The sequence below is a fragment of the Priestia sp. TGN 0903 genome (assembly GCF_050846855.1).
GTDB lineage: Bacteria > Bacillota > Bacilli > Bacillales > Bacillaceae_H > Priestia > Priestia zanthoxyli.
Map to the genome: position 1 here is coordinate 161,764 of NZ_JBOZGL010000002.1, position 18,503 is coordinate 180,266.

The 18,503-nt window shown below is 39.9% G+C and carries 14 protein-coding genes and 1 pseudogene; all 15 read left to right on the top strand.

Annotation, left to right across the window (positions count from 1 at the left end):
* The first annotated feature begins 30 nt into the window (after nucleotides 1-30).
* Nucleotides 31-1,290 carry an RIP metalloprotease RseP gene (rseP, locus tag ACRPLY_RS07250; RefSeq protein WP_028411405.1) on the top strand — a complete coding sequence of 420 codons (1,260 nt, stop codon included), beginning with the start codon at nucleotides 31-33 and terminating at the stop codon, nucleotides 1,288-1,290.
* Nucleotides 1,291-1,394: 104 nt separating this feature from the next.
* On the top strand, nucleotides 1,395-3,092 hold the full coding sequence (locus tag ACRPLY_RS07255) for a proline--tRNA ligase (RefSeq protein ID WP_432231705.1): 1,698 nt from the start codon (nucleotides 1,395-1,397) through the stop codon (nucleotides 3,090-3,092).
* Between the two features lie 118 nt (nucleotides 3,093-3,210).
* The gene (locus ACRPLY_RS07260; RefSeq protein WP_432231706.1) at nucleotides 3,211-7,521 is read left to right on the top strand and encodes a PolC-type DNA polymerase III; all 4,311 of its coding nucleotides are present in this window, start codon (nucleotides 3,211-3,213) and stop codon (nucleotides 7,519-7,521) included.
* Nucleotides 7,522-7,885: 364 nt separating this feature from the next.
* Nucleotides 7,886-8,356: a ribosome maturation factor RimP gene (gene rimP / locus ACRPLY_RS07265; protein ID WP_028411402.1), complete on the top strand. Its 471-nt coding sequence runs from the start codon at nucleotides 7,886-7,888 to the stop codon at nucleotides 8,354-8,356.
* A gap of 37 nt (nucleotides 8,357-8,393) precedes the next feature.
* Complete coding sequence (nusA, locus tag ACRPLY_RS07270; protein ID WP_028411401.1) at nucleotides 8,394-9,506, top strand: transcription termination factor NusA; 1,113 nt, start codon at nucleotides 8,394-8,396, stop codon at nucleotides 9,504-9,506.
* Between the two features lie 13 nt (nucleotides 9,507-9,519).
* Nucleotides 9,520-9,801, top strand: coding sequence for an RNase P modulator RnpM (gene rnpM, locus ACRPLY_RS07275; protein ID WP_013058838.1), 282 nt, complete (start codon nucleotides 9,520-9,522; stop codon nucleotides 9,799-9,801).
* A complete protein-coding gene (locus tag ACRPLY_RS07280; protein ID WP_028411400.1) occupies nucleotides 9,801-10,100 on the top strand; it encodes a YlxQ family RNA-binding protein in 300 nt (99 codons plus the stop codon). Before rnpM ends, ACRPLY_RS07280 begins: the two co-directional genes overlap by 1 nt.
* A gap of 22 nt (nucleotides 10,101-10,122) precedes the next feature.
* A pseudogene (infB, locus tag ACRPLY_RS07285) lies at nucleotides 10,123-11,991 on the top strand (translation initiation factor IF-2); the annotation flags it as partial.
* Nucleotides 11,988-12,266 carry a DUF503 domain-containing protein gene (locus tag ACRPLY_RS07290; RefSeq protein WP_013058835.1) on the top strand — a complete coding sequence of 93 codons (279 nt, stop codon included), beginning with the start codon at nucleotides 11,988-11,990 and terminating at the stop codon, nucleotides 12,264-12,266. The pseudogene infB and the gene ACRPLY_RS07290, both read left to right, overlap by 4 nt.
* A 14-nt stretch (nucleotides 12,267-12,280) precedes the next feature.
* On the top strand, nucleotides 12,281-12,646 hold the full coding sequence (gene rbfA / locus ACRPLY_RS07295) for a 30S ribosome-binding factor RbfA (protein ID WP_013058834.1): 366 nt from the start codon (nucleotides 12,281-12,283) through the stop codon (nucleotides 12,644-12,646).
* 92 nt (nucleotides 12,647-12,738) lie between these two features.
* Nucleotides 12,739-13,656, top strand: coding sequence for a tRNA pseudouridine(55) synthase TruB (gene truB / locus ACRPLY_RS07300; protein WP_033579797.1), 918 nt, complete (start codon nucleotides 12,739-12,741; stop codon nucleotides 13,654-13,656).
* A 28-nt stretch (nucleotides 13,657-13,684) separates the two neighbouring features.
* A complete protein-coding gene (gene ribF, locus ACRPLY_RS07305) occupies nucleotides 13,685-14,641 on the top strand; it encodes a bifunctional riboflavin kinase/FAD synthetase (RefSeq protein ID WP_028411397.1) in 957 nt (318 codons plus the stop codon).
* Nucleotides 14,642-14,790: 149 nt separating this feature from the next.
* Nucleotides 14,791-15,060, top strand: a complete 270-nt coding sequence (rpsO, locus tag ACRPLY_RS07310) for a 30S ribosomal protein S15 (RefSeq protein WP_013058831.1) — start codon at nucleotides 14,791-14,793, stop codon at nucleotides 15,058-15,060.
* 168 nt (nucleotides 15,061-15,228) lie between these two features.
* A complete protein-coding gene (gene pnp, locus ACRPLY_RS07315) occupies nucleotides 15,229-17,355 on the top strand; it encodes a polyribonucleotide nucleotidyltransferase (RefSeq protein WP_014458473.1) in 2,127 nt (708 codons plus the stop codon).
* A gap of 142 nt (nucleotides 17,356-17,497) precedes the next feature.
* Nucleotides 17,498-18,478 (top strand): polysaccharide deacetylase family protein, encoded by a 981-nt coding sequence (locus ACRPLY_RS07320; RefSeq protein WP_016765374.1) that lies wholly within the window; start codon nucleotides 17,498-17,500, stop codon nucleotides 18,476-18,478.
* The last annotated feature ends 25 nt before the right edge of the window (nucleotides 18,479-18,503 follow it).

The following is an 18,503-nucleotide window of genomic DNA, read 5'->3' on the forward strand; positions in this document are numbered from 1 at the left end:
GACTCTATTACATGAAGGGGGTAATACCCATTGAACACAGTCATTGCGTTTGTCGTCATTTTTGGAGCTCTTGTATTCTTTCATGAGCTTGGTCATTTAGTTTTTGCAAAGCGTGCAGGCATCTTATGCCGTGAGTTTGCCATTGGGTTTGGTCCCAAAATCTTTTCATTTAAACGAGATGAAACAGTTTATACCATTCGCTTACTGCCTCTAGGTGGATTTGTTCGAATGGCTGGAGAAGACCCGGAAATGATTGAAGTTAAGCCTGGTCAAATGGTGGGCCTCATGTTTGATAAGGAAGGCAAAGTAAATAAAGTCATTATTAATAACAAGGAACAGCATCCAAATGCAAAAGTTATTGAGGTAGAGCAAGCAGACTTAGAGCATAATCTATTTATTTCAGGTTATGAAGAAGGTGAAGATGAACATCTGCAAAAATTCGAGGTAGCAGAAGAATCTTACTTTGTTATGGACGGAGAAGACATTCAAATTGCACCTTACAGCCGTCAGTTTGCTTCCAAAACTCTTGGTCAGCGTGCGCTAGCCATTTTCGCTGGTCCGCTAATGAACTTTATATTAGCCTTTGTTATTTTTATCGTTCTTGGGATTTCTCAAGGATATGTTGTTGACAAACCTGTGATGGGCAAATTAACATCAGATGGAGTAGCCGTTGATGCGGGACTTAAACAAGGAGATAAAGTTCAAGCAATTGATGGACAAAGTGTTTCAACGTGGGATGATGTCGTAAAAGTAATTCAAAAACATCCTGAACAGCAAATTACATTCACGGTTCAGCGCGGCGGCAAAACCCTAGATATTCCAATTACACCTGAAAGCCGCAAGGTTGGGGAACAGACAATTGGATTAATTGGCGTATATGCACCGGTTGAAAAGTCATTCATTGGTTCGATCACGCACGGAGCTACTGAAACATATACGTGGATGAAAGAAATCTTAACGGGCCTTGGGAAGCTTGTGACAGGACAGTTCAAACTGGATATGCTTTCTGGTCCTGTAGGTATTTACGCAGCAACCGATCAAGTAGCACAGTCAGGCATTTATTACCTAATGAAATGGGCAGCCGTTTTAAGTATTAACTTAGGGATTGTCAATTTGCTTCCACTTCCTGCTTTAGATGGAGGACGACTATTATTCTTCGCTGTAGAAGGAATTCGCGGTAAGCCAATTGATCGTCAAAAAGAAGGGATTGTTCATTTTATCGGTTTTGCTTTATTAATGCTGCTGATGCTCGTTGTAACGTGGAACGATATTCAAAAGTTCTTTTTATAAGACATACGCTCAGCGAGGGATATTCCCTCGCTGATTATATGAAAATTGCGGCATGGTCCGCCTTAAAAAATAAGATAGAGAAGTAAGCAAAGAGGTGCGAGGTTATGAGACAAAGTTCTACATTGATTCCTACATTAAGAGAAGTGCCAGCTGATGCGGATATAAAAAGCCATCAGCTTCTATTGCGCGCAGGTTATATGCGCCAAAATGCAAGCGGCGTGTACAGCTTTTTACCGCTTGGTAAGCGTGTATTGCAAAAAGTTGAACAAATTGTTCGTGAAGAGATGGACCGTGCAGGTTCTGTCGAATTATTGATGCCTGCTTTACAACAAGCTGAATTGTGGCAAGAGTCTGGCCGCTGGTATTCATATGGGCCTGAGTTAATGCGTATGAAAGATCGTCACGGCCGTGAATTTGCTTTGGGAGCAACACACGAAGAAGTTATCACAAGCTTGCTTCGTGACGAAGTGAAGTCATACAAACGTTTACCGCTAAATTTATATCAAATTCAAACGAAGTTCCGCGATGAAAAACGTCCACGCTTTGGCTTATTACGCGGTCGTGAATTTATTATGAAAGATGCATATTCGTTTCATGCTTCTCAAGAAAGTTTAGATGAAGTGTATGATAAAATGTTTGCTGCCTACAGCCGAATCTTTGAGCGCTGCGGATTAAATTTCCGTGCGGTTATCGCTGATTCAGGTGCAATGGGCGGAAAAGATACGCATGAATTTATGGTTCTTTCTGAAATCGGGGAAGATACAATTGCTTATTCAGATACATCTTCTTATGCAGCAAATGTTGAAATGGCACCGGTTGTAAATACGTATGAAAAATCAGATGAAGCTGAAAAAGAATTAACAAAAGTGGAAACACCAAATCAGCATAGCATTGAAGACGTAGCTGCTTTCTTAAATGTTGAAGCGACTTCTTGTATCAAGTCCCTTTTATTTAAAGTAGATGATCGTTTTGTGCTTGTACTTGTTCGCGGGGATCACGAAGTAAACGATATTAAAGTGAAAAACTATTTTGAAGCTTCCGTCGTTGAACTGGCAACTCCAGAAGAAACAAAAGAAGCATTAAAATGCGCAGTTGGTTCAGTAGGACCGATTGGTGTAAGTGATTCAGTAGAAGTGGTAGCTGATCATGCGGTAAAAGCAATCGTTAACGGTGTATGCGGAGCAAATGAAGAAGGTTATCACTATACAAATGTGAATGAACGTAACTTTAATGCAACTTACGAAGATTTCCGCTTCATCCAAGAAGGAGATCAGTCACCGGATGGACAAGGTGTTATTAAGTTCGCTAAAGGTATTGAAGTCGGACATGTCTTTAAGCTAGGAACTCGCTACAGTGAAGCGATGGGAGCAACGTATCTAGATGAGAACGGACGCAGCCAGCCAATGATTATGGGTTGCTATGGTATCGGTGTTTCTCGTACAGTAGCTGCGATTGCAGAACAATTCAATGATGAAAACGGTCTTCTATGGCCAGAGGCTGTTACGCCTTATCAAGTGCACGTTATTCCAGTTAACATGAAAAATGATGAACAGCGTGAACTAGGTGAGAAATTATATAATGAGTTATTAGATAATCGCTTTGAAGTGCTGTTAGATGACCGCCAAGAGCGTGCAGGAGTAAAATTTGCAGATTCAGATTTAATTGGTCTTCCTGTTCGAGTAACAGTTGGTAAACGTGCATCTGAAGGAATTGTAGAAGTAAAAGTACGGAAAACTGGGGAGTCACTAGAAGTGTCAGTTGACAATCTTGTTTCAACAGTGAAAGAACTGCTAGCGAAGTAATGAAGCAGCGGGGATTTGTATCCCTGCTGTTTTTATGTTTATAAACAGAACATATGACAGAATAGAAGTCATTTATGTTAAAATAGATTGCACTCATTTATAAAAGGAGGCAGAAAACTTGGAAGCACAAACGCTAGGAAAAAAAGAGCGTTTTAAGTTGCTGCTGCAGCAGTTAGAGCTGACGAGTGATCAAATTGTTCCTTATTTTGAAAACGCAGCGATTGAAAAGCTCGTCATTCAGAAAGAACAAAAAAAATGGCATTTTCATTTTTCTTTAGAAGGGTTATTACCTTTTGAGATCTATGAGTTATTCCATGCTCGCATGTCTTCAGCTTTTTCTCATATTGCGAGTGTTTCTTTTTCTGTTCAAACCGTTAATAAAGAATGTACGGAAGAGCATGTACAGTCATATTGGAAGCATTGTATTGGAGAAATGCAGGGAATATCCCCGCTTTTACAGTCGCTTTTACAAGATCAAATGCCGAGATTGAACGGTGCCAAATTGATTGTGAACGCACGACATGATGCAGAAGGAACGGCTTTACGTAAAAAGTACAGTCAGTTAATTGCTGATCAGTATGCGTCCTATGGCTTTCCGAACCTTCAGCTAATGACGGAAGTTGTACATTCAGAAGAAGCATTTCAGCAGTTTGTAGAGCAACGAAAACAAGAAGATACAGAAAAAGTATTACAAGCCATCACAGAAATGCAAAATAAAGAAAATGAAAAAAGTGATGGACCAGACCTATCAAAAGGTCCGCTTACAATTGGATATACGATTAAAGACGAGACGGTTCGCCTAGACTCCATTGTGGATGAAGAAAAGCGAATTGCCGTTGAAGGATACGTATTTGATGCAGAAACTAGAGAATTACGAAGCGGACGTACGCTTCTTATTTTTAAAGTGACAGATTATACAAACTCTATTATGGTTAAAATGTTTTCACGTGACAAAGAAGATATTCCTTTACTTCAAGCGATTAAAAAAGGAATGTGGGTAAAGGTTCGCGGAAGTGTACAAAATGATACATTTGTCCGTGATTTAGTTATGATTGGAAATGATGTCAACGAGATTACCGGCCCTGCTAGACAAGATACAGCGCCTGAAGATGAAAAGCGTGTGGAGCTTCACTTGCATACGCCAATGAGTCAAATGGATGCCGTTTCATCTGTTGGAGCTTTAGTCGGACAAGCTAAAAAATGGGGACATCCGGCTGTAGCGATAACTGATCATGCGGTTGCGCAGTCGTTTCCTGAAGCATATGGAGCCGGGAAAAAGAACGGCATTAAAATACTGTACGGAGTGGAAGTTAATTTAGTAGACGACGGCGTGCCGATTGCCTATAATCCGAAGCATGTGGATTTGACAGAAGCAACTTACGTAGTATTTGACGTCGAAACAACCGGTTTGTCAGCCGTATACGATACCATTATTGAACTTGCTGCCGTGAAGATGAAAGAAGGAGAAATCATTGATCGATTTGAACGGTTTGCAAATCCTCATCATCCTCTGTCTGCAACAACAATTGAGCTGACGGGTATTACAGATGATATGGTCCAAAATGCGCCTGAAATCTCAGAAGTACTTCGTGATTTTCACGAGTGGATGGGTGACAGTATTTTAGTCGCTCATAATGCAAGCTTTGATATGGGATTTTTAAATATGGGACTGCAAAAAATCGGTTTAGAAAAAGCAGCTAACGGCGTTATTGATACGCTTGAACTCGGAAGATTTTTGTATCCGCATATGAAAAACCATCGTTTGAATACTCTTGCTAAAAAGTTTGATATTGAACTTGTGCAGCATCACCGCGCGATTTATGATGCGGAAACAACCGGCTATTTGTTAAATAAAATGCTGAAAGATGCATTTGAACGGGAAATTACAATGCATGATCGCTTAAATGATTATATGGGAGAAGGGAATGCCTATCAGCGGGCCCGTCCTTATCATGCGACTCTTTTAGCACAAACCGACGTAGGATTAAAAAATCTATTTAAACTTGTTTCGATTTCTCATTTAAATTACTTTTATCGAGTTCCGCGAATTCCAAGATCTCAGCTCGACAAATATCGAGAAGGCATCTTGATTGGAACCGCATGTGACCGAGGCGAAGTATTCGAAGGCATGATGCAAAAAGGAATTGATGAAGTAGAAGGAGTAGCTGAATTTTATGATTACATCGAAGTACAGCCTCCTGACAACTACAAGCACTTAATTGAACTAGATTTAGTGCGAGATGAGAAAGCCTTAAAAGATATTATTAGCAATATTGTGAAGCTTGGTGAAAAGATTGGAAAGCCGGTTGTAGCAACAGGAAATGTTCACTATCTCAATCCGGAAGACAAAATTTACCGAAAAATTTTAATTGGTTCACAAGGCGGGGCTAATCCTTTAAACCGTCATCAGCTGCCGGATGTTCACTTTAGATCAACGGATGAGATGCTGAATTGTTTTTCATTTTTAGATGGGGACAAAGCGAAAGAAATTGTTGTTCATAATACGCAAAAAATAGCCGATATGATTGATGATATTAAACCAATTAAAGATGATTTATATACGCCGAAAATTGAAGGTGCGGACGAAGAAATGCGTGAAATGAGTTATGCGATGGCACGCAGCATCTACGGTGAAGAGCTGCCTGAAGTAGTAGAAGCTCGTCTAGAGAAAGAGTTGAAAAGTATTATCGGCCACGGGTTTGCCGTTATTTACTTGATCTCGCATAAACTCGTTAAAAAATCATTAAATGATGGTTACTTAGTTGGTTCACGTGGTTCCGTAGGGTCTTCATTTGTTGCGACGATGACAGAAATTACAGAAGTAAACCCACTGCCGCCGCATTATGTGTGTCCAAAATGTAAGAAATCCGAGTTTTTTAATGACGGTTCCGTAGGTTCTGGATTCGATCTGCCGGACAAAAGCTGCGACGATTGTGGCGTACCGTTTATTAAAGATGGACACGATATTCCGTTTGAAACGTTCTTAGGATTCAAGGGAGACAAGGTTCCCGATATCGATTTGAACTTCTCCGGAGAGTATCAGCCGCGAGCTCATAACTATACAAAAGTACTGTTTGGAGAAGATAATGTATACCGTGCGGGAACAATCGGTACAGTTGCCGAAAAAACAGCTTATGGCTATGTAAAAGGCTATGCTGGTGACCGTGATTTACATTTACGAAACGCAGAAGTGGATCGTTTAGTAGCAGGATGTACGGGCGTAAAACGTACAACGGGTCAGCATCCAGGAGGAATTATTGTTGTACCGGACTATATGGATATTTTCGATTTTTCACCCATCCAGTTTCCAGCTGACGACCGTAATTCCGAATGGAGAACAACTCATTTTGACTTCCATTCGATTCATGATAATTTATTAAAACTTGATATACTCGGACACGATGATCCGACCGTGATTCGCATGCTTCAAGATTTAAGTGGAATTGATCCAAAAACAATTCCGACGGATGATCCTCAAGTGATGAAAATTTTTAGTGGAACGGAATCACTTGGCGTAACAGAAGAACAAATTATGTGTAAAACAGGAACGCTTGGCATACCTGAATTTGGAACGCGCTTTGTGCGTCAAATGTTAGAAGATACGAAGCCAACGACGTTTTCAGAACTTGTTCAAATCTCGGGACTGTCGCACGGGACGGACGTATGGCTTGGTAATGCGCAGGAGCTAATTCGCAATGATATTTGCAACTTAAGTGAAGTAATCGGCTGTCGTGATGACATCATGGTTTATCTAATTTATCAAGGTCTTGAACCTTCACTTGCTTTTAAAATTATGGAGTCTGTGCGTAAAGGGAAAGGGCTAACACCTGAATTTGAAGAAGAAATGATCAAAAATGGTGTTCCGGACTGGTATATTGATTCTTGTAAAAAGATTAAGTACATGTTCCCTAAAGCCCATGCGGCTGCTTATGTATTGATGGCCGTGCGTATTGCTTATTTCAAAGTGCACCACGCGCTTCTTTATTACGCAGCATACTTTACGGTTCGTGCAGATGACTTTGATATTGATACGATGATTAAAGGATCAACTGCCATTCGAGCGAAGATGGAAGAAATCAATGCCAAAGGTTTAGATGCATCTCCTAAAGAGAAAAACTTATTAACGGTGCTTGAGCTTTCTTTGGAAATGTGCGAACGAGGCTATTCATTTAAAAAAGTAGATTTATATGAATCGAGCGCAGACGAATTTTTAATTGACGGCACATCTTTAATTCCACCGTTTAATGCCATTCCTGGTCTTGGCACAAATGCAGCGCTGAACATTGTAAAAGCTCGTGAAACGGGAGAGTTTTTATCGAAAGAAGACTTGCAGCAGCGAGGCAAAGTATCGAAGACGATTTTAGAGTATCTAGACAACCATGGATGCCTTGAATCATTACCTGATCAGAACCAGCTTTCTCTTTTCTAACATTTGCATAAAATAAGCGGTTATGATATAGTAATTGTGGAAATGCTAAGGATACGGACGAGAAAGAGTGGGGAAACCCGCTCTTTCTTATTGATATGAACTTACTGTCATAGTAAGTAGTATGGAGAACGAATCGGCTTCTAGCATGATTCGTTTTTTCTGTAGATTTTCAATCACCATGATTGATTTATTATGTGACGTTTAAAATCCTGCAACACAAATGACAACATTTCCACTCTAGTAGGTTAGACCTCTTATAGAGTGCAAAATAAAAATAGCAAATAAACCACTCTTTTTTGATATAAGAGACATAAAAAACGCGTAACCTAAACATACCATGCAATGTCTCGAAGGGAGGATTAGAATGAGTAAAAATGTAAAACAAACAGTGGAAGAAATGGTTTCCCCTATCTTAGAGGAAATGAATTTAGAGCTTGTTGAAATTGAATACGTAAAAGAAGGAAAAGATTGGTTTTTACGTGTGTTTATCGACTCTGATACCGGCGTGGATATCGAAGACTGCGGAGCAGTAAGTGAAAAATTGAGTGAGAAAATGGATGCAGTAGATCCAATCCCTCATAACTATTTTTTAGAAGTATCATCGCCTGGTGCGGAACGCCCATTAAAAAAAGATAAAGATTTTGAACGTGCAATTGGTAAGCATGTATACATAAAAACATATGAACCAATTGAAGGTGCAAAAGAATTTGAAGGCGAATTACAATCATTTGACGGAGAAACTGTCACATTATCTATTCGTATCAAAACACGCACAAAAACGGTGATTTTACCATATGACAAAGTCGCTTTTGCTCGATTAGCGATTGTATTTTAATGTGTAGGGGCCAATATTAAAGGGGGATTATCCAACGATGAGCAGTGAGTTATTTGATGCCTTAGTCATTCTTGAAAAAGAGAAAGGCATTAGCAAAGATGTAATTATTGAAGCAATTGAAGCAGCGCTAATTTCTGCTTACAAACGCAACTTTAACCAAGCGCAAAACGTACGCGTTGATTTAAATTTAGAAAGAGGTTCAATGCGCGTGTTTGCTCGCAAAGATGTGGTTGATGAAGTATATGATCCACGTCTAGAAATTTCGGTTGAAGAAGCACAAACAATCAACCCTAACTTCCAGCTAGACGATGTGGTTGAAATCGAAGTAACGCCAAAAGACTTTGGACGCATCGCGGCTCAAACAGCAAAACAAGTTGTTACACAGCGTGTTCGTGAGGCGGAGCGCGGCGTTATCTACTCAGAGTTCAGCGATCGTGAAGAAGATATTATGACAGGTATTGTTCAGCGTCAAGATTCTCGCTTCATTTACGTGAGCCTTGGCAAAATTGAAGCATTGCTTCCTCAAAGCGAGCAAATGCCAAATGAGCAGTATAAACCTCATGATCGTATTAAAGTGTATATTACGAAAGTAGAAAAAACAACAAAAGGACCACAAATCTATGTTTCACGTACGCATCCAGGTCTTTTAAAACGTCTTTTCGAAAAAGAAGTTCCGGAAATCTATGACGGTACAGTTGAATTAAAATCAGTAGCTCGCGAAGCTGGAGACCGTTCAAAAATCTCTGTTCATTCTGAGTATGCTGAAGTAGATCCGGTCGGCTCTTGTGTTGGGCCAAAAGGTCAGCGCGTACAGGCTGTTGTGAATGAACTAAAAGGTGAAAAAATTGACATCGTTCGCTGGTCAAATGACCCAGTTGAATTTGTTGCCAATGCCCTAAGTCCATCTAAGGTAGTAGATGTGATTGTAGATGAAAATGAAAAAGCAACAACTGTTATCGTTCCTGACTATCAGCTGTCACTTGCAATTGGTAAGCGTGGACAAAATGCACGTCTAGCCGCTAAGCTGACAGGCTGGAAAATTGATATTAAAAGTCAATCAGAAGCTGAGCAAGAAGGTATGGTTGTAAAAAGCAGCGATGATATGCTAGTAAGTCAACATGCATTTGATTCAGATGAAGATATGGAATAAGAGGTGAGCCAAGGTGAACAATCGTAAAAAAGTCCCGATGCGAAAATGTGTGGCCACTGGAGAAATGAAGCCTAAAAAAGAGCTAGTACGCGTTGTACGTTCAAAAGAAGGCGACGTTTCAGTTGATGTAACGGGTAAAAAGTCCGGGCGCGGAGCTTATGTAAGCAAGGATAAAGAAGCAATTTTATTGGCAAAAAAGAAAAATGTGCTTTCGACACATTTAGGCGCGTCAATAGATGAAGCGGTTTATGAAGAGTTGCTAGCGCTTGTAGAAAAGGAGAAACAGTCACGCTAATGAATGAACAGTGGATCTCTTTTTTAGGGCTTGCAAACCGTGCACGCAAATTGATTTCTGGAGAAGAACTTGTGGTTAGAGAAGTTCGGAAACAAAAAGCAAAGTTAGTACTTTTAGCAAGCGATGCGTCTGAAAACACAAAGAAAAAAGTAACGGATAAATGTTCTTACTACAACGTTTCGGTTAGAATGGTTCCCGATCGCTACACGCTAGGTCAAGCGATTGGTAAAGATGCTCGAGTTGTGGTAGCCGTTATGGACGAGGGATTTGCTAAAAAGCTAGCAACGATGCTCGGTTAATTTTATGGGGGTGAAAGTATTGAATAAAAATACAAAATCAACAGCTAACAAAGGAAACAATAAAGGTAACAAAAAGCCACAGGCACAAAAGTCACAGGCACCAAAAGGTAGACCAGCTCCAGCAGCTGCAAAAGAGTTACCGGAAAAAGTAACGTTTGTCGGAAGCTTAACGGTTTCTGAGTTAGCAAAAGAATTAGGCAAAGAGCCTTCTGAAATTATTAAAAAATTATTTATGCTTGGTGTAATGGCAACAATTAACCAAGAGTTAGATAAAGATTCTATCGAACTAATTGCCGGAGAATACGGTGTAGAAGTTGAAGAAGAAGTAGTAGTAGATGACACTGCTTTTGAATCATTAGAAATTATTGACGACGAAAAAGACCTTCAAGTGCGTCCTCCAGTTGTTACAATCATGGGTCACGTTGACCACGGTAAAACGACGCTTCTTGACTCTATCCGTAACACAAAAGTAACGGCTGCAGAAGCAGGCGGTATCACGCAGCATATCGGTGCTTATCAAGTTGTGGTTGATGAAAAGAAAATTACATTCCTTGATACACCAGGGCATGCTGCATTTACAACAATGCGTGCTCGCGGTGCGCAAGTAACGGATATTACAATCCTTGTTGTTGCAGCAGACGATGGTGTAATGCCTCAAACAATTGAAGCGATTAACCATGCAAAAGCGGCAGAAGTGCCAATTATTGTTGCGGTTAACAAAATGGATAAAGAAGCAGCAAATCCAGATCGCGTTATGCAAGAACTAATGGAGCACGGCCTTGTAGCTGAAGAGTGGGGCGGAGAAACAATCTTCTGTAAGCTTTCAGCCATTTCAGGTGAAGGGATCGATCAATTACTTGAAATGATTTTACTTGTAAGTGAAGTAGAAGAGTTAAAAGCAAATCCTAACCGTCGTGCAGCAGGTACAGTTGTAGAAGCACAGCTAGATAAAGGCCGTGGGTCTGTAGCAACGCTTCTTGTTCAAACTGGTACACTACGCGTAGGTGATCCAATCGTAGTCGGAAATACGTTTGGCCGCGTTCGCGCAATGGTAAATGATATCGGCCGCCGTGTGAAGGAAGTAGGACCATCTACTCCGGTTGAGATTACTGGCTTAAACGAAGTTCCATTAGCTGGAGATCGTTTCTTAGTATTTGAAGATGAGAAAACAGCTCGTCAAATCGGAGAAGCTCGTGCTCAAAAGCAGCTTGAACAACAGCGCGGTGAAAAATCTCGCGTAAGCTTAGATGATTTATTTGAAAAAATTAAACAAGGTGAAATGAAAGACTTAAACCTTATCGTAAAAGCAGACGTACAAGGTTCTGTAGAAGCATTGGCTGCTGCTCTTCAAAAGATTGATGTAGAGGGTGTAAATGTTCGTATTATCCATACGGGGGTAGGCGCAATTACAGAATCTGATATCATTCTTGCAACTGCTTCTAACGCAATCGTTATCGGCTTTAACGTGCGTCCAGATGCTGGAGCAAAACGTACAGCTGACGTAGAAAACGTAGATATTCGTCTTCACCGCATTATTTATAAAGTAATTGAAGAAATTGAATCTGCGATGAAAGGAATGCTTGACCCTGAGTTTGCTGAAAAAATCATCGGTCAAGTGGAAGTACGTCAAACATTCAAAGTATCAAAAGTTGGTACAATCGCAGGAAGTTACGTAACAGACGGTAAAATTACGCGTAACAGTGGAATTCGTTTAATTCGTGACGGAATTGTTATCTTTGAAGGTGAAGTAGATGTGCTAAAACGCTTTAAAGACGATGCAAAAGAAGTCGCTCAAGGATATGAGTGTGGTATTACAATTAAAAACTTCAATGATATTAAAGAAGGAGATATTATTGAAGCATATGTAATGGAGCAAATTGATCCTAAATGATTGGACTAGTGGAGTGTGAATGCTTAATTTACGATGCTGCTTCTCTTAAAGAAAAACGTGCCGTGCTTCAGCGCATCTTGATGCGCTTGAAGCAGCGGTTTAACGTATCGGTTTCAGAAACTGATTTTCAAGATGTGTGGCAACGAACAAAAATTAGCATTGTCGCAGTCTCATCTAGCCGTGTCACAACGGAACAAGAACTGCAAAAAGCGCTAAGCTTGATTGATTCTTTTCCAGAGATTGAACGTACCATTACAACTTTTGATTGGTTATAAAAGGGGTGACACAGATGAACATAAGAGCAACTAGAGTCGGAGAACAAATGAAAAAAGAGATGGGCGAGATTTTAAATCGTAAAATCAAGGATCCGCGCATCGGTTTTGTGACTGTAACAGATGTTCAAGTATCAGGCGATTTACAGCAAGCGAAAGTTTATATCTCTGTTTTAGGAGATGCTGAACAGCGTGAGAATACGTTAAAAGGCCTTGCGAAAGCAAAGGGATTTATCCGCTCAGAAATCGGTCAGCGCATTCGCTTACGTAAAACACCTGAAATTACGTTTGAGTTTGATGAATCAATTGATTATGGTAATCGAATTGAATCATTGCTTCATGAAATAAAAAAAGAAAGCGATGACCATCAAGAGAACGAATAAGATCAGTGAATGTAGAAACAAAAAAGGGTGTCTCAAAAGTGGTTTTTGCTTCTGAGACACCCTTTTTTAAATGAAAAGGAGATGAAGAATGAGTGGACGGTGTTTTAGTTTTACATAAACCAGCTGGCCTGACTTCGCACGACTGTGTGTTTAAAGTCCGAAAGCTGCTTCGCACTAAAAAAGTAGGGCATACAGGCACATTAGACCCAGACGTTACAGGAGTATTGCCTATTTGTATCGGTAGAGCTACCAAGATTGTAGAATATCTAACAGGAGCTACTAAAACCTATGAAGGGGAAGTTACACTCGGGTTTTCTACAACAACAGAAGATTCTTCCGGAGAGGTTGTAGAAGAAAAGAAAGTAGCGGATTCTTTTTCACGTGCTCAAATCGAAGAAGTGCTGTCTTCGATGACAGGAGAACTTCAGCAAGTCCCTCCAATGTATTCAGCGGTAAAGGTCAAAGGTAAAAAACTATATGAATATGCAAGGCAAGGAATCGAAGTAGAGCGCCCAGTTAGAACCATTCATATCTATAACTTTGAACTGCTGGATGATCGCGCTACATTTGAGGGAGAACAAATTTCCTTCAAATTCCGCGTAACGTGCAGCAAAGGTACATATGTGCGAACGCTTGCTGTGATGATTGGAGAAGCTCTTGGCTATCCATCTCATATGTCGTATTTGCAGCGAACGGGTTCCGGGCAGTTTTCACTCGAAGATTGTGTGACATTTGAAGATATTGAACGCGCGGTAGAAGAAGAAACGATCAATGAGAAACTACATTCGATCGAAGAAGCTCTTAATCATTTGCCGAAACTTCAAATTAGTGATACATTAGCAGAGAAAGTGAAAAATGGCGCGGTATTGCCGTGTACGGAAGATGAAGAGTTAAAAAAAGAACCCTTCTTTTTAATGATAAATTCTGCAGGCAAGTGCTTAGCAATTTATGCTCAGCACCCAACAAAAAAACATTTAATGAAGCCGGTTAAAGTGTTGGCAATCGACTAGACCGGTTAGGGAAAAGGTGAACTGTGTTTTGGAAACGATTGAAATTCGACATCCACACCACTTTCAACGAGAAGCTGTTCAACAATCAGTGTTAGCGCTTGGTTATTTTGATGGTGTGCATTTAGGGCATCAGCAAGTGATAAATTCAGCAAAACAGTTAGCCGATGAAAAAGGCATAGCTAGTGCTGTGATGACGTTTACTCCTCACCCTTCTGTGGTGCTCGGGCGCAATGTGCAGCACATTGATATGATCACACCGCTTCAAGAAAAAAAGAAACTCATTGAGGAAATGGGAATTGACTTTTTATATATCGTTCATTTTGATAAACAGTTTGCAGCACTATTGCCTCAAGAGTTTGTTGATCAGTATATTATTGGACTGAATGTACAGCATGTGGTAGCTGGATTTGACTATACGTATGGAAAGTTAGGTAAAGGAACAATGGAAATACTACCATTTCATTCTCGATCAAAATTCACGCAAACAACAATTGATAAGTTAACAAATGGCGAAGAAAAAATTAGTTCAACGCTTATTCGCGAAAGTTTAGCAAATGGAGATATGCATCGAGTAAAAGAGCTGCTTGGCCGCTATTATGAAGTGTCAGGTACAGTGACTCATGGAGAAAAGCGAGGCAGGCAAATAGGTTTTCCTACTGCTAACATCGCTTTAGACGATGAGTATTTACTTCCACGCATCGGCGTGTATGCTGTTGAGCTTCAGCTTCACGGTAAGTGGTATGCAGGAGTGTGCAACGTGGGCTACAAGCCGACTTTTCACGATAATTTAGAAAAGCCAACAATCGAAGTCCACTTATTATCATTTGACGAGCAAATCTACGATCAGCACGTAACGGTGAAATGGCACCGAATGATTCGCTCAGAAAAAAAGTTCAGCGGCATCGAAGAGCTTGTCGGTCAGATCTCAAAGGACAAGGAAGAAGCCCTTGCTTATTTTGAAGGAATTCAAAAAAACAAGAAATAAAAAAATATATATAAATAGCTGCTACGACTTGCTTTTTGTTCTAATAAGTAGTAACATAACACTTGTATGTAAAACAACCATTGCTTGGCATTACGATTCACCAACGTTTTGCTCGGTAACTGGGGTTTAATAATAAGGAGGTGAATAGGATGGCTATCACACAAGAGCGTAAAAATGAAATCATTAGTGAGTACAAAACTCATGCGAACGACACTGGTTCTCCAGAAGTTCAAATCGCTGTCCTAACAGAGCAAATTAACAATCTAAACGGTCACTTACGTACTCATAAAAAGGATCACCATTCACGTCGTGGTCTTTTAAAAATGGTAGGTCGACGTCGTAACTTACTTAACTACCTACGTAACAAAGACGTTACTCGTTATCGTGAGTTAATCAACAAACTTGGTTTACGTCGATAATAAGAAGAAAGCGGGAGCATTCCCGCTTTTTTAGTATGTACATTTAAGAAACATTAAAGATGCTACATAATGTGAAAAAAGCTATTGTTTTTGGATATTTCGTTTATAATAAAACTATCACATTTGATTACATACATATTTTATATGTAGAGAGGGGTACTCGTCGATATGGAACAAGAAAAACGAGTGTTCTCTGTAGATCTAGCTGGACGAAAGCTAGAAGTTGAAGTTGGCCAGTTGGCAAAACAAGCAAATGGCGCAGCATTAATCCGCTATGGAGACACAGTTGTATTAAGTACAGCAACGGCTTCAAAAGAGCCTAAAAATGTAGATTTCTTCCCGTTAACAGTAAACTATGAAGAGCGTTTATATGCAGTCGGTAAAATCCCAGGTGGATTCATTAAACGTGAAGGCAGACCAAGTGAAAAAGCAATCTTGGCTAGCCGTTTAATCGACCGTCCGATTCGTCCTTTATTCGCAGATGGTTTCCGAAACGAAGTTCAAGTTGTCAGCGTTGTAATGAGCGTAGACCAAAACTGTTCTTCAGAAATCGCAGCAATGTTTGGTTCTTCATTAGCATTATCAGTATCTGATATTCCATTTGAAGGTCCTATTGCAGGCGTAATCGTAGGCCGTGTAGACAATGAATTTGTTGTAAACCCAACGGTAGATGAGCTTGAAAAAAGCGATATTCATCTGACGGTTGCTGGTACAAAAGACGCGATCAACATGGTTGAAGCAGGCGCTGATGAAGTACCGGAAGAAGTGATGTTAGAAGCAATTATGTTTGGACACGAGCAAATTAAAAAATTAATTGCGTTCCAAGAAGAAATTGTAGCAGCAGTAGGCAAAGAAAAAGTTGAAGTTGAGCTTTATACTGTTGATGCTGACCTTGAGCGTCAAGTTCGTGAAATTGCAGAAGGTGACATGAACCGTGCTGTTCAAGTTCAAGAAAAGCATGCGCGCGAAAATGCGATTAAAGAAGTGAAAAGCGCTGTAGCTGCAAAATTTGAAGAGCAAGATGTAGAAGAAGAAGTACTAAATCAAGTGAATGAAATTTTGTCGAAGCTTGTTAAAAGTGAAGTGCGTCGCTTGATCACAGAAGAAAAAGTACGTCCTGATGGCCGTAGTATTGACGAAATTCGTCCACTTTCTTCTGAAACAAACTTGCTTCCACGTACACACGGATCTGGATTATTTACGCGTGGACAAACTCAAGCGCTTAGCATCTGTACATTAGGTGCACTTGGCGATGTGCAAATTTTAGATGGTTTAAGTGTAGAAGAATCTAAACGCTTCATGCATCACTATAACTTCCCTTCATTTAGTGTTGGTGAAACTAGACCGATGCGCGGACCGGGTCGTCGTGAAATTGGACATGGTGCGCTAGGTGAACGTGCACTTGAACCGGTTATTCCAAATGAAAAAGATTTCCCTTATACAATTCGTCTTGTATCTGAAGTATTAGAGTCAAACGGTTCTACTTCACAAGCAAGTATTTGTGCAAGCACGCTTGCAATGATGGATGCTGGGGTTCCAATTAAAGCACCTGTAGCAGGGATTGCAATGGGTCTGATCAAATCAGGTGAACACTACTCGATTCTAACGGACATTCAAGGAATGGAAGATCACCTAGGAGACATGGACTTTAAAGTAGCAGGTACCGAAAATGGCGTAACTGCGCTTCAAATGGATATTAAAATTGACGGGTTATCTCGTGAAATTTTAGACGAAGCCCTTCAACAAGCAAAAAAAGGCCGTATGCAAATCTTAAATCATATGATGTCAACGATTGCTACGCCTCGTCAAGAGCTTTCTCAATATGCGCCTAAGATCCTTACAATGGCGATTAACCCTGATAAAATTCGTGATGTTATTGGACCAAGCGGCAAGCAAATCAATAAAATCATCGAAGAAACAGGCGTTAAAATTGATATCGAACAAGATGGTACAATCTTCATTTCTTCTATTGATCAGCCGATGAATGAAAAAGCGAAGAAAATTATTGAAGATCTTGTACGCGAAGTTGAAGTCGGCCAAATGTACTTAGGAAAAGTAAAACGAATTGAAAAATTCGGTGCATTTGTAGAAATCTTCAGCGGAAAAGATGGGCTTGTTCATATTTCAGAGCTTGCAGAAGAGCGTATTGGAAAAGTAGAAGACGTTGTAGCGATTGGTGACGAGCTTTTAGTTAAAGTCATGGAAATTGATAAACAAGGTCGCGTTAACTTATCTCGTAAAGCAATTTTAAAAGAACAAAAAGAAAAAGAAGAAAAAGCAAAAGAAACAAAATAATCTTCTTTTACTACTATATAGATATTGTGAAATCGTCCATACATGAAGAAAATCCATGTGTAGGGCGATTTTATCGTTTGTAGATGTTTGTTCTACCTTGTCCTCTTTATACATATTTTAAATGGTAAAGGGGGAAGGATAAGTGAAGAGAACCATTGTGCAATTTACAGCATTTCTATTTTTACTGGCAATTACATATAAATCTATTTATAATCCTTTTGCTGAAGCATATATAGAAGCACTTAAATCCGATGTACAACTTGTATCAGCTCAGCATGATGCGTTATATCAAAAGATTGAAGAAAAAGCAAAAGATTATGAAAAGCCAGCAGCGAATGCACGAATCGATCCCGTTTGGAAACGGGTTCCTGGCTATAACGGCATAAAAGTTGATCTTGCTGCTTCTTATAAAAATATGAAACCTGCGGGTAAATTTGATGAAAAAAAATTAGTGTACAAACAGGTTAGACCAAAGGTTCACTTGAAGGATTTACCACAGGAACCTATCTACCGTGGACACGATGAAAAGCCTATGGTATCGTTTACAGTGAACGTAGCATGGGGGAACGAGTATTTGCCTAAAATGTTAGAAGTGCTGAAAAAGCACCATGCTAAAGCAACCTTCTTTTTAGAAGGAAAATGGGTTAAAAATAATCCAGATATGGCAAAAATGATTGTAGACGCAGGGCATGAAGTGGGAAACCACTCTTATTCTCATCCTGATATGGCCACTTTATCGGCTAGTCAAATCAATCAGCAGCTTAAAAAAACGAATGATATTATTACATCTACTACGGGACAAAAAGTAAAATGGTTTGCTCCGCCGAGCGGCAGTTTTCGCCCCGAAGTAGTAACGCTTGCTTCTCAGTTAAAAATGAGTACAATCATGTGGACAGTTGATACAATCGATTGGCAAAAGCCAAGTTCAGAAGTGTTAATTAATCGAGTAATGAAAAAGATTCATCCAGGGGCTATTGTACTGATGCACCCGACTGAATCAACGGCTGAATCGCTTGACCAATTGTTAACCGATATTGAACGCAAAGGCCTGAAAGTTAGCGATGTGTCAACAATGCTAGATGAAGAAAGAATGATGAAAATACCTTCTTCTACTAAGAAGTAAGTGAGATAAGCAAAAGGGAGGCACT

What these genes read in the sequence shown, in the direction of transcription:
- ACRPLY_RS07255 (WP_432231705.1), top strand. Translation starts at nt 1,395, where the DNA reads ATGAGACAAAGTTCTACATTGATTCCTACATTAAGAGAAGTGCCAGCT.
- rimP (WP_028411402.1), top strand. Translation starts at nt 7,886, where the DNA reads ATGAGTAAAAATGTAAAACAAACAGTGGAAGAAATGGTTTCCCCTATC.
- nusA (WP_028411401.1), top strand. Translation starts at nt 8,394, where the DNA reads ATGAGCAGTGAGTTATTTGATGCCTTAGTCATTCTTGAAAAAGAGAAA.
- ACRPLY_RS07280 (WP_028411400.1), top strand. Translation starts at nt 9,801, where the DNA reads ATGAATGAACAGTGGATCTCTTTTTTAGGGCTTGCAAACCGTGCACGC.
- ACRPLY_RS07290 (WP_013058835.1), top strand. Translation starts at nt 11,988, where the DNA reads ATGATTGGACTAGTGGAGTGTGAATGCTTAATTTACGATGCTGCTTCT.
- rbfA (WP_013058834.1), top strand. Translation starts at nt 12,281, where the DNA reads ATGAACATAAGAGCAACTAGAGTCGGAGAACAAATGAAAAAAGAGATG.
- rpsO (WP_013058831.1), top strand. Translation starts at nt 14,791, where the DNA reads ATGGCTATCACACAAGAGCGTAAAAATGAAATCATTAGTGAGTACAAA.
- pnp (WP_014458473.1), top strand. Translation starts at nt 15,229, where the DNA reads ATGGAACAAGAAAAACGAGTGTTCTCTGTAGATCTAGCTGGACGAAAG.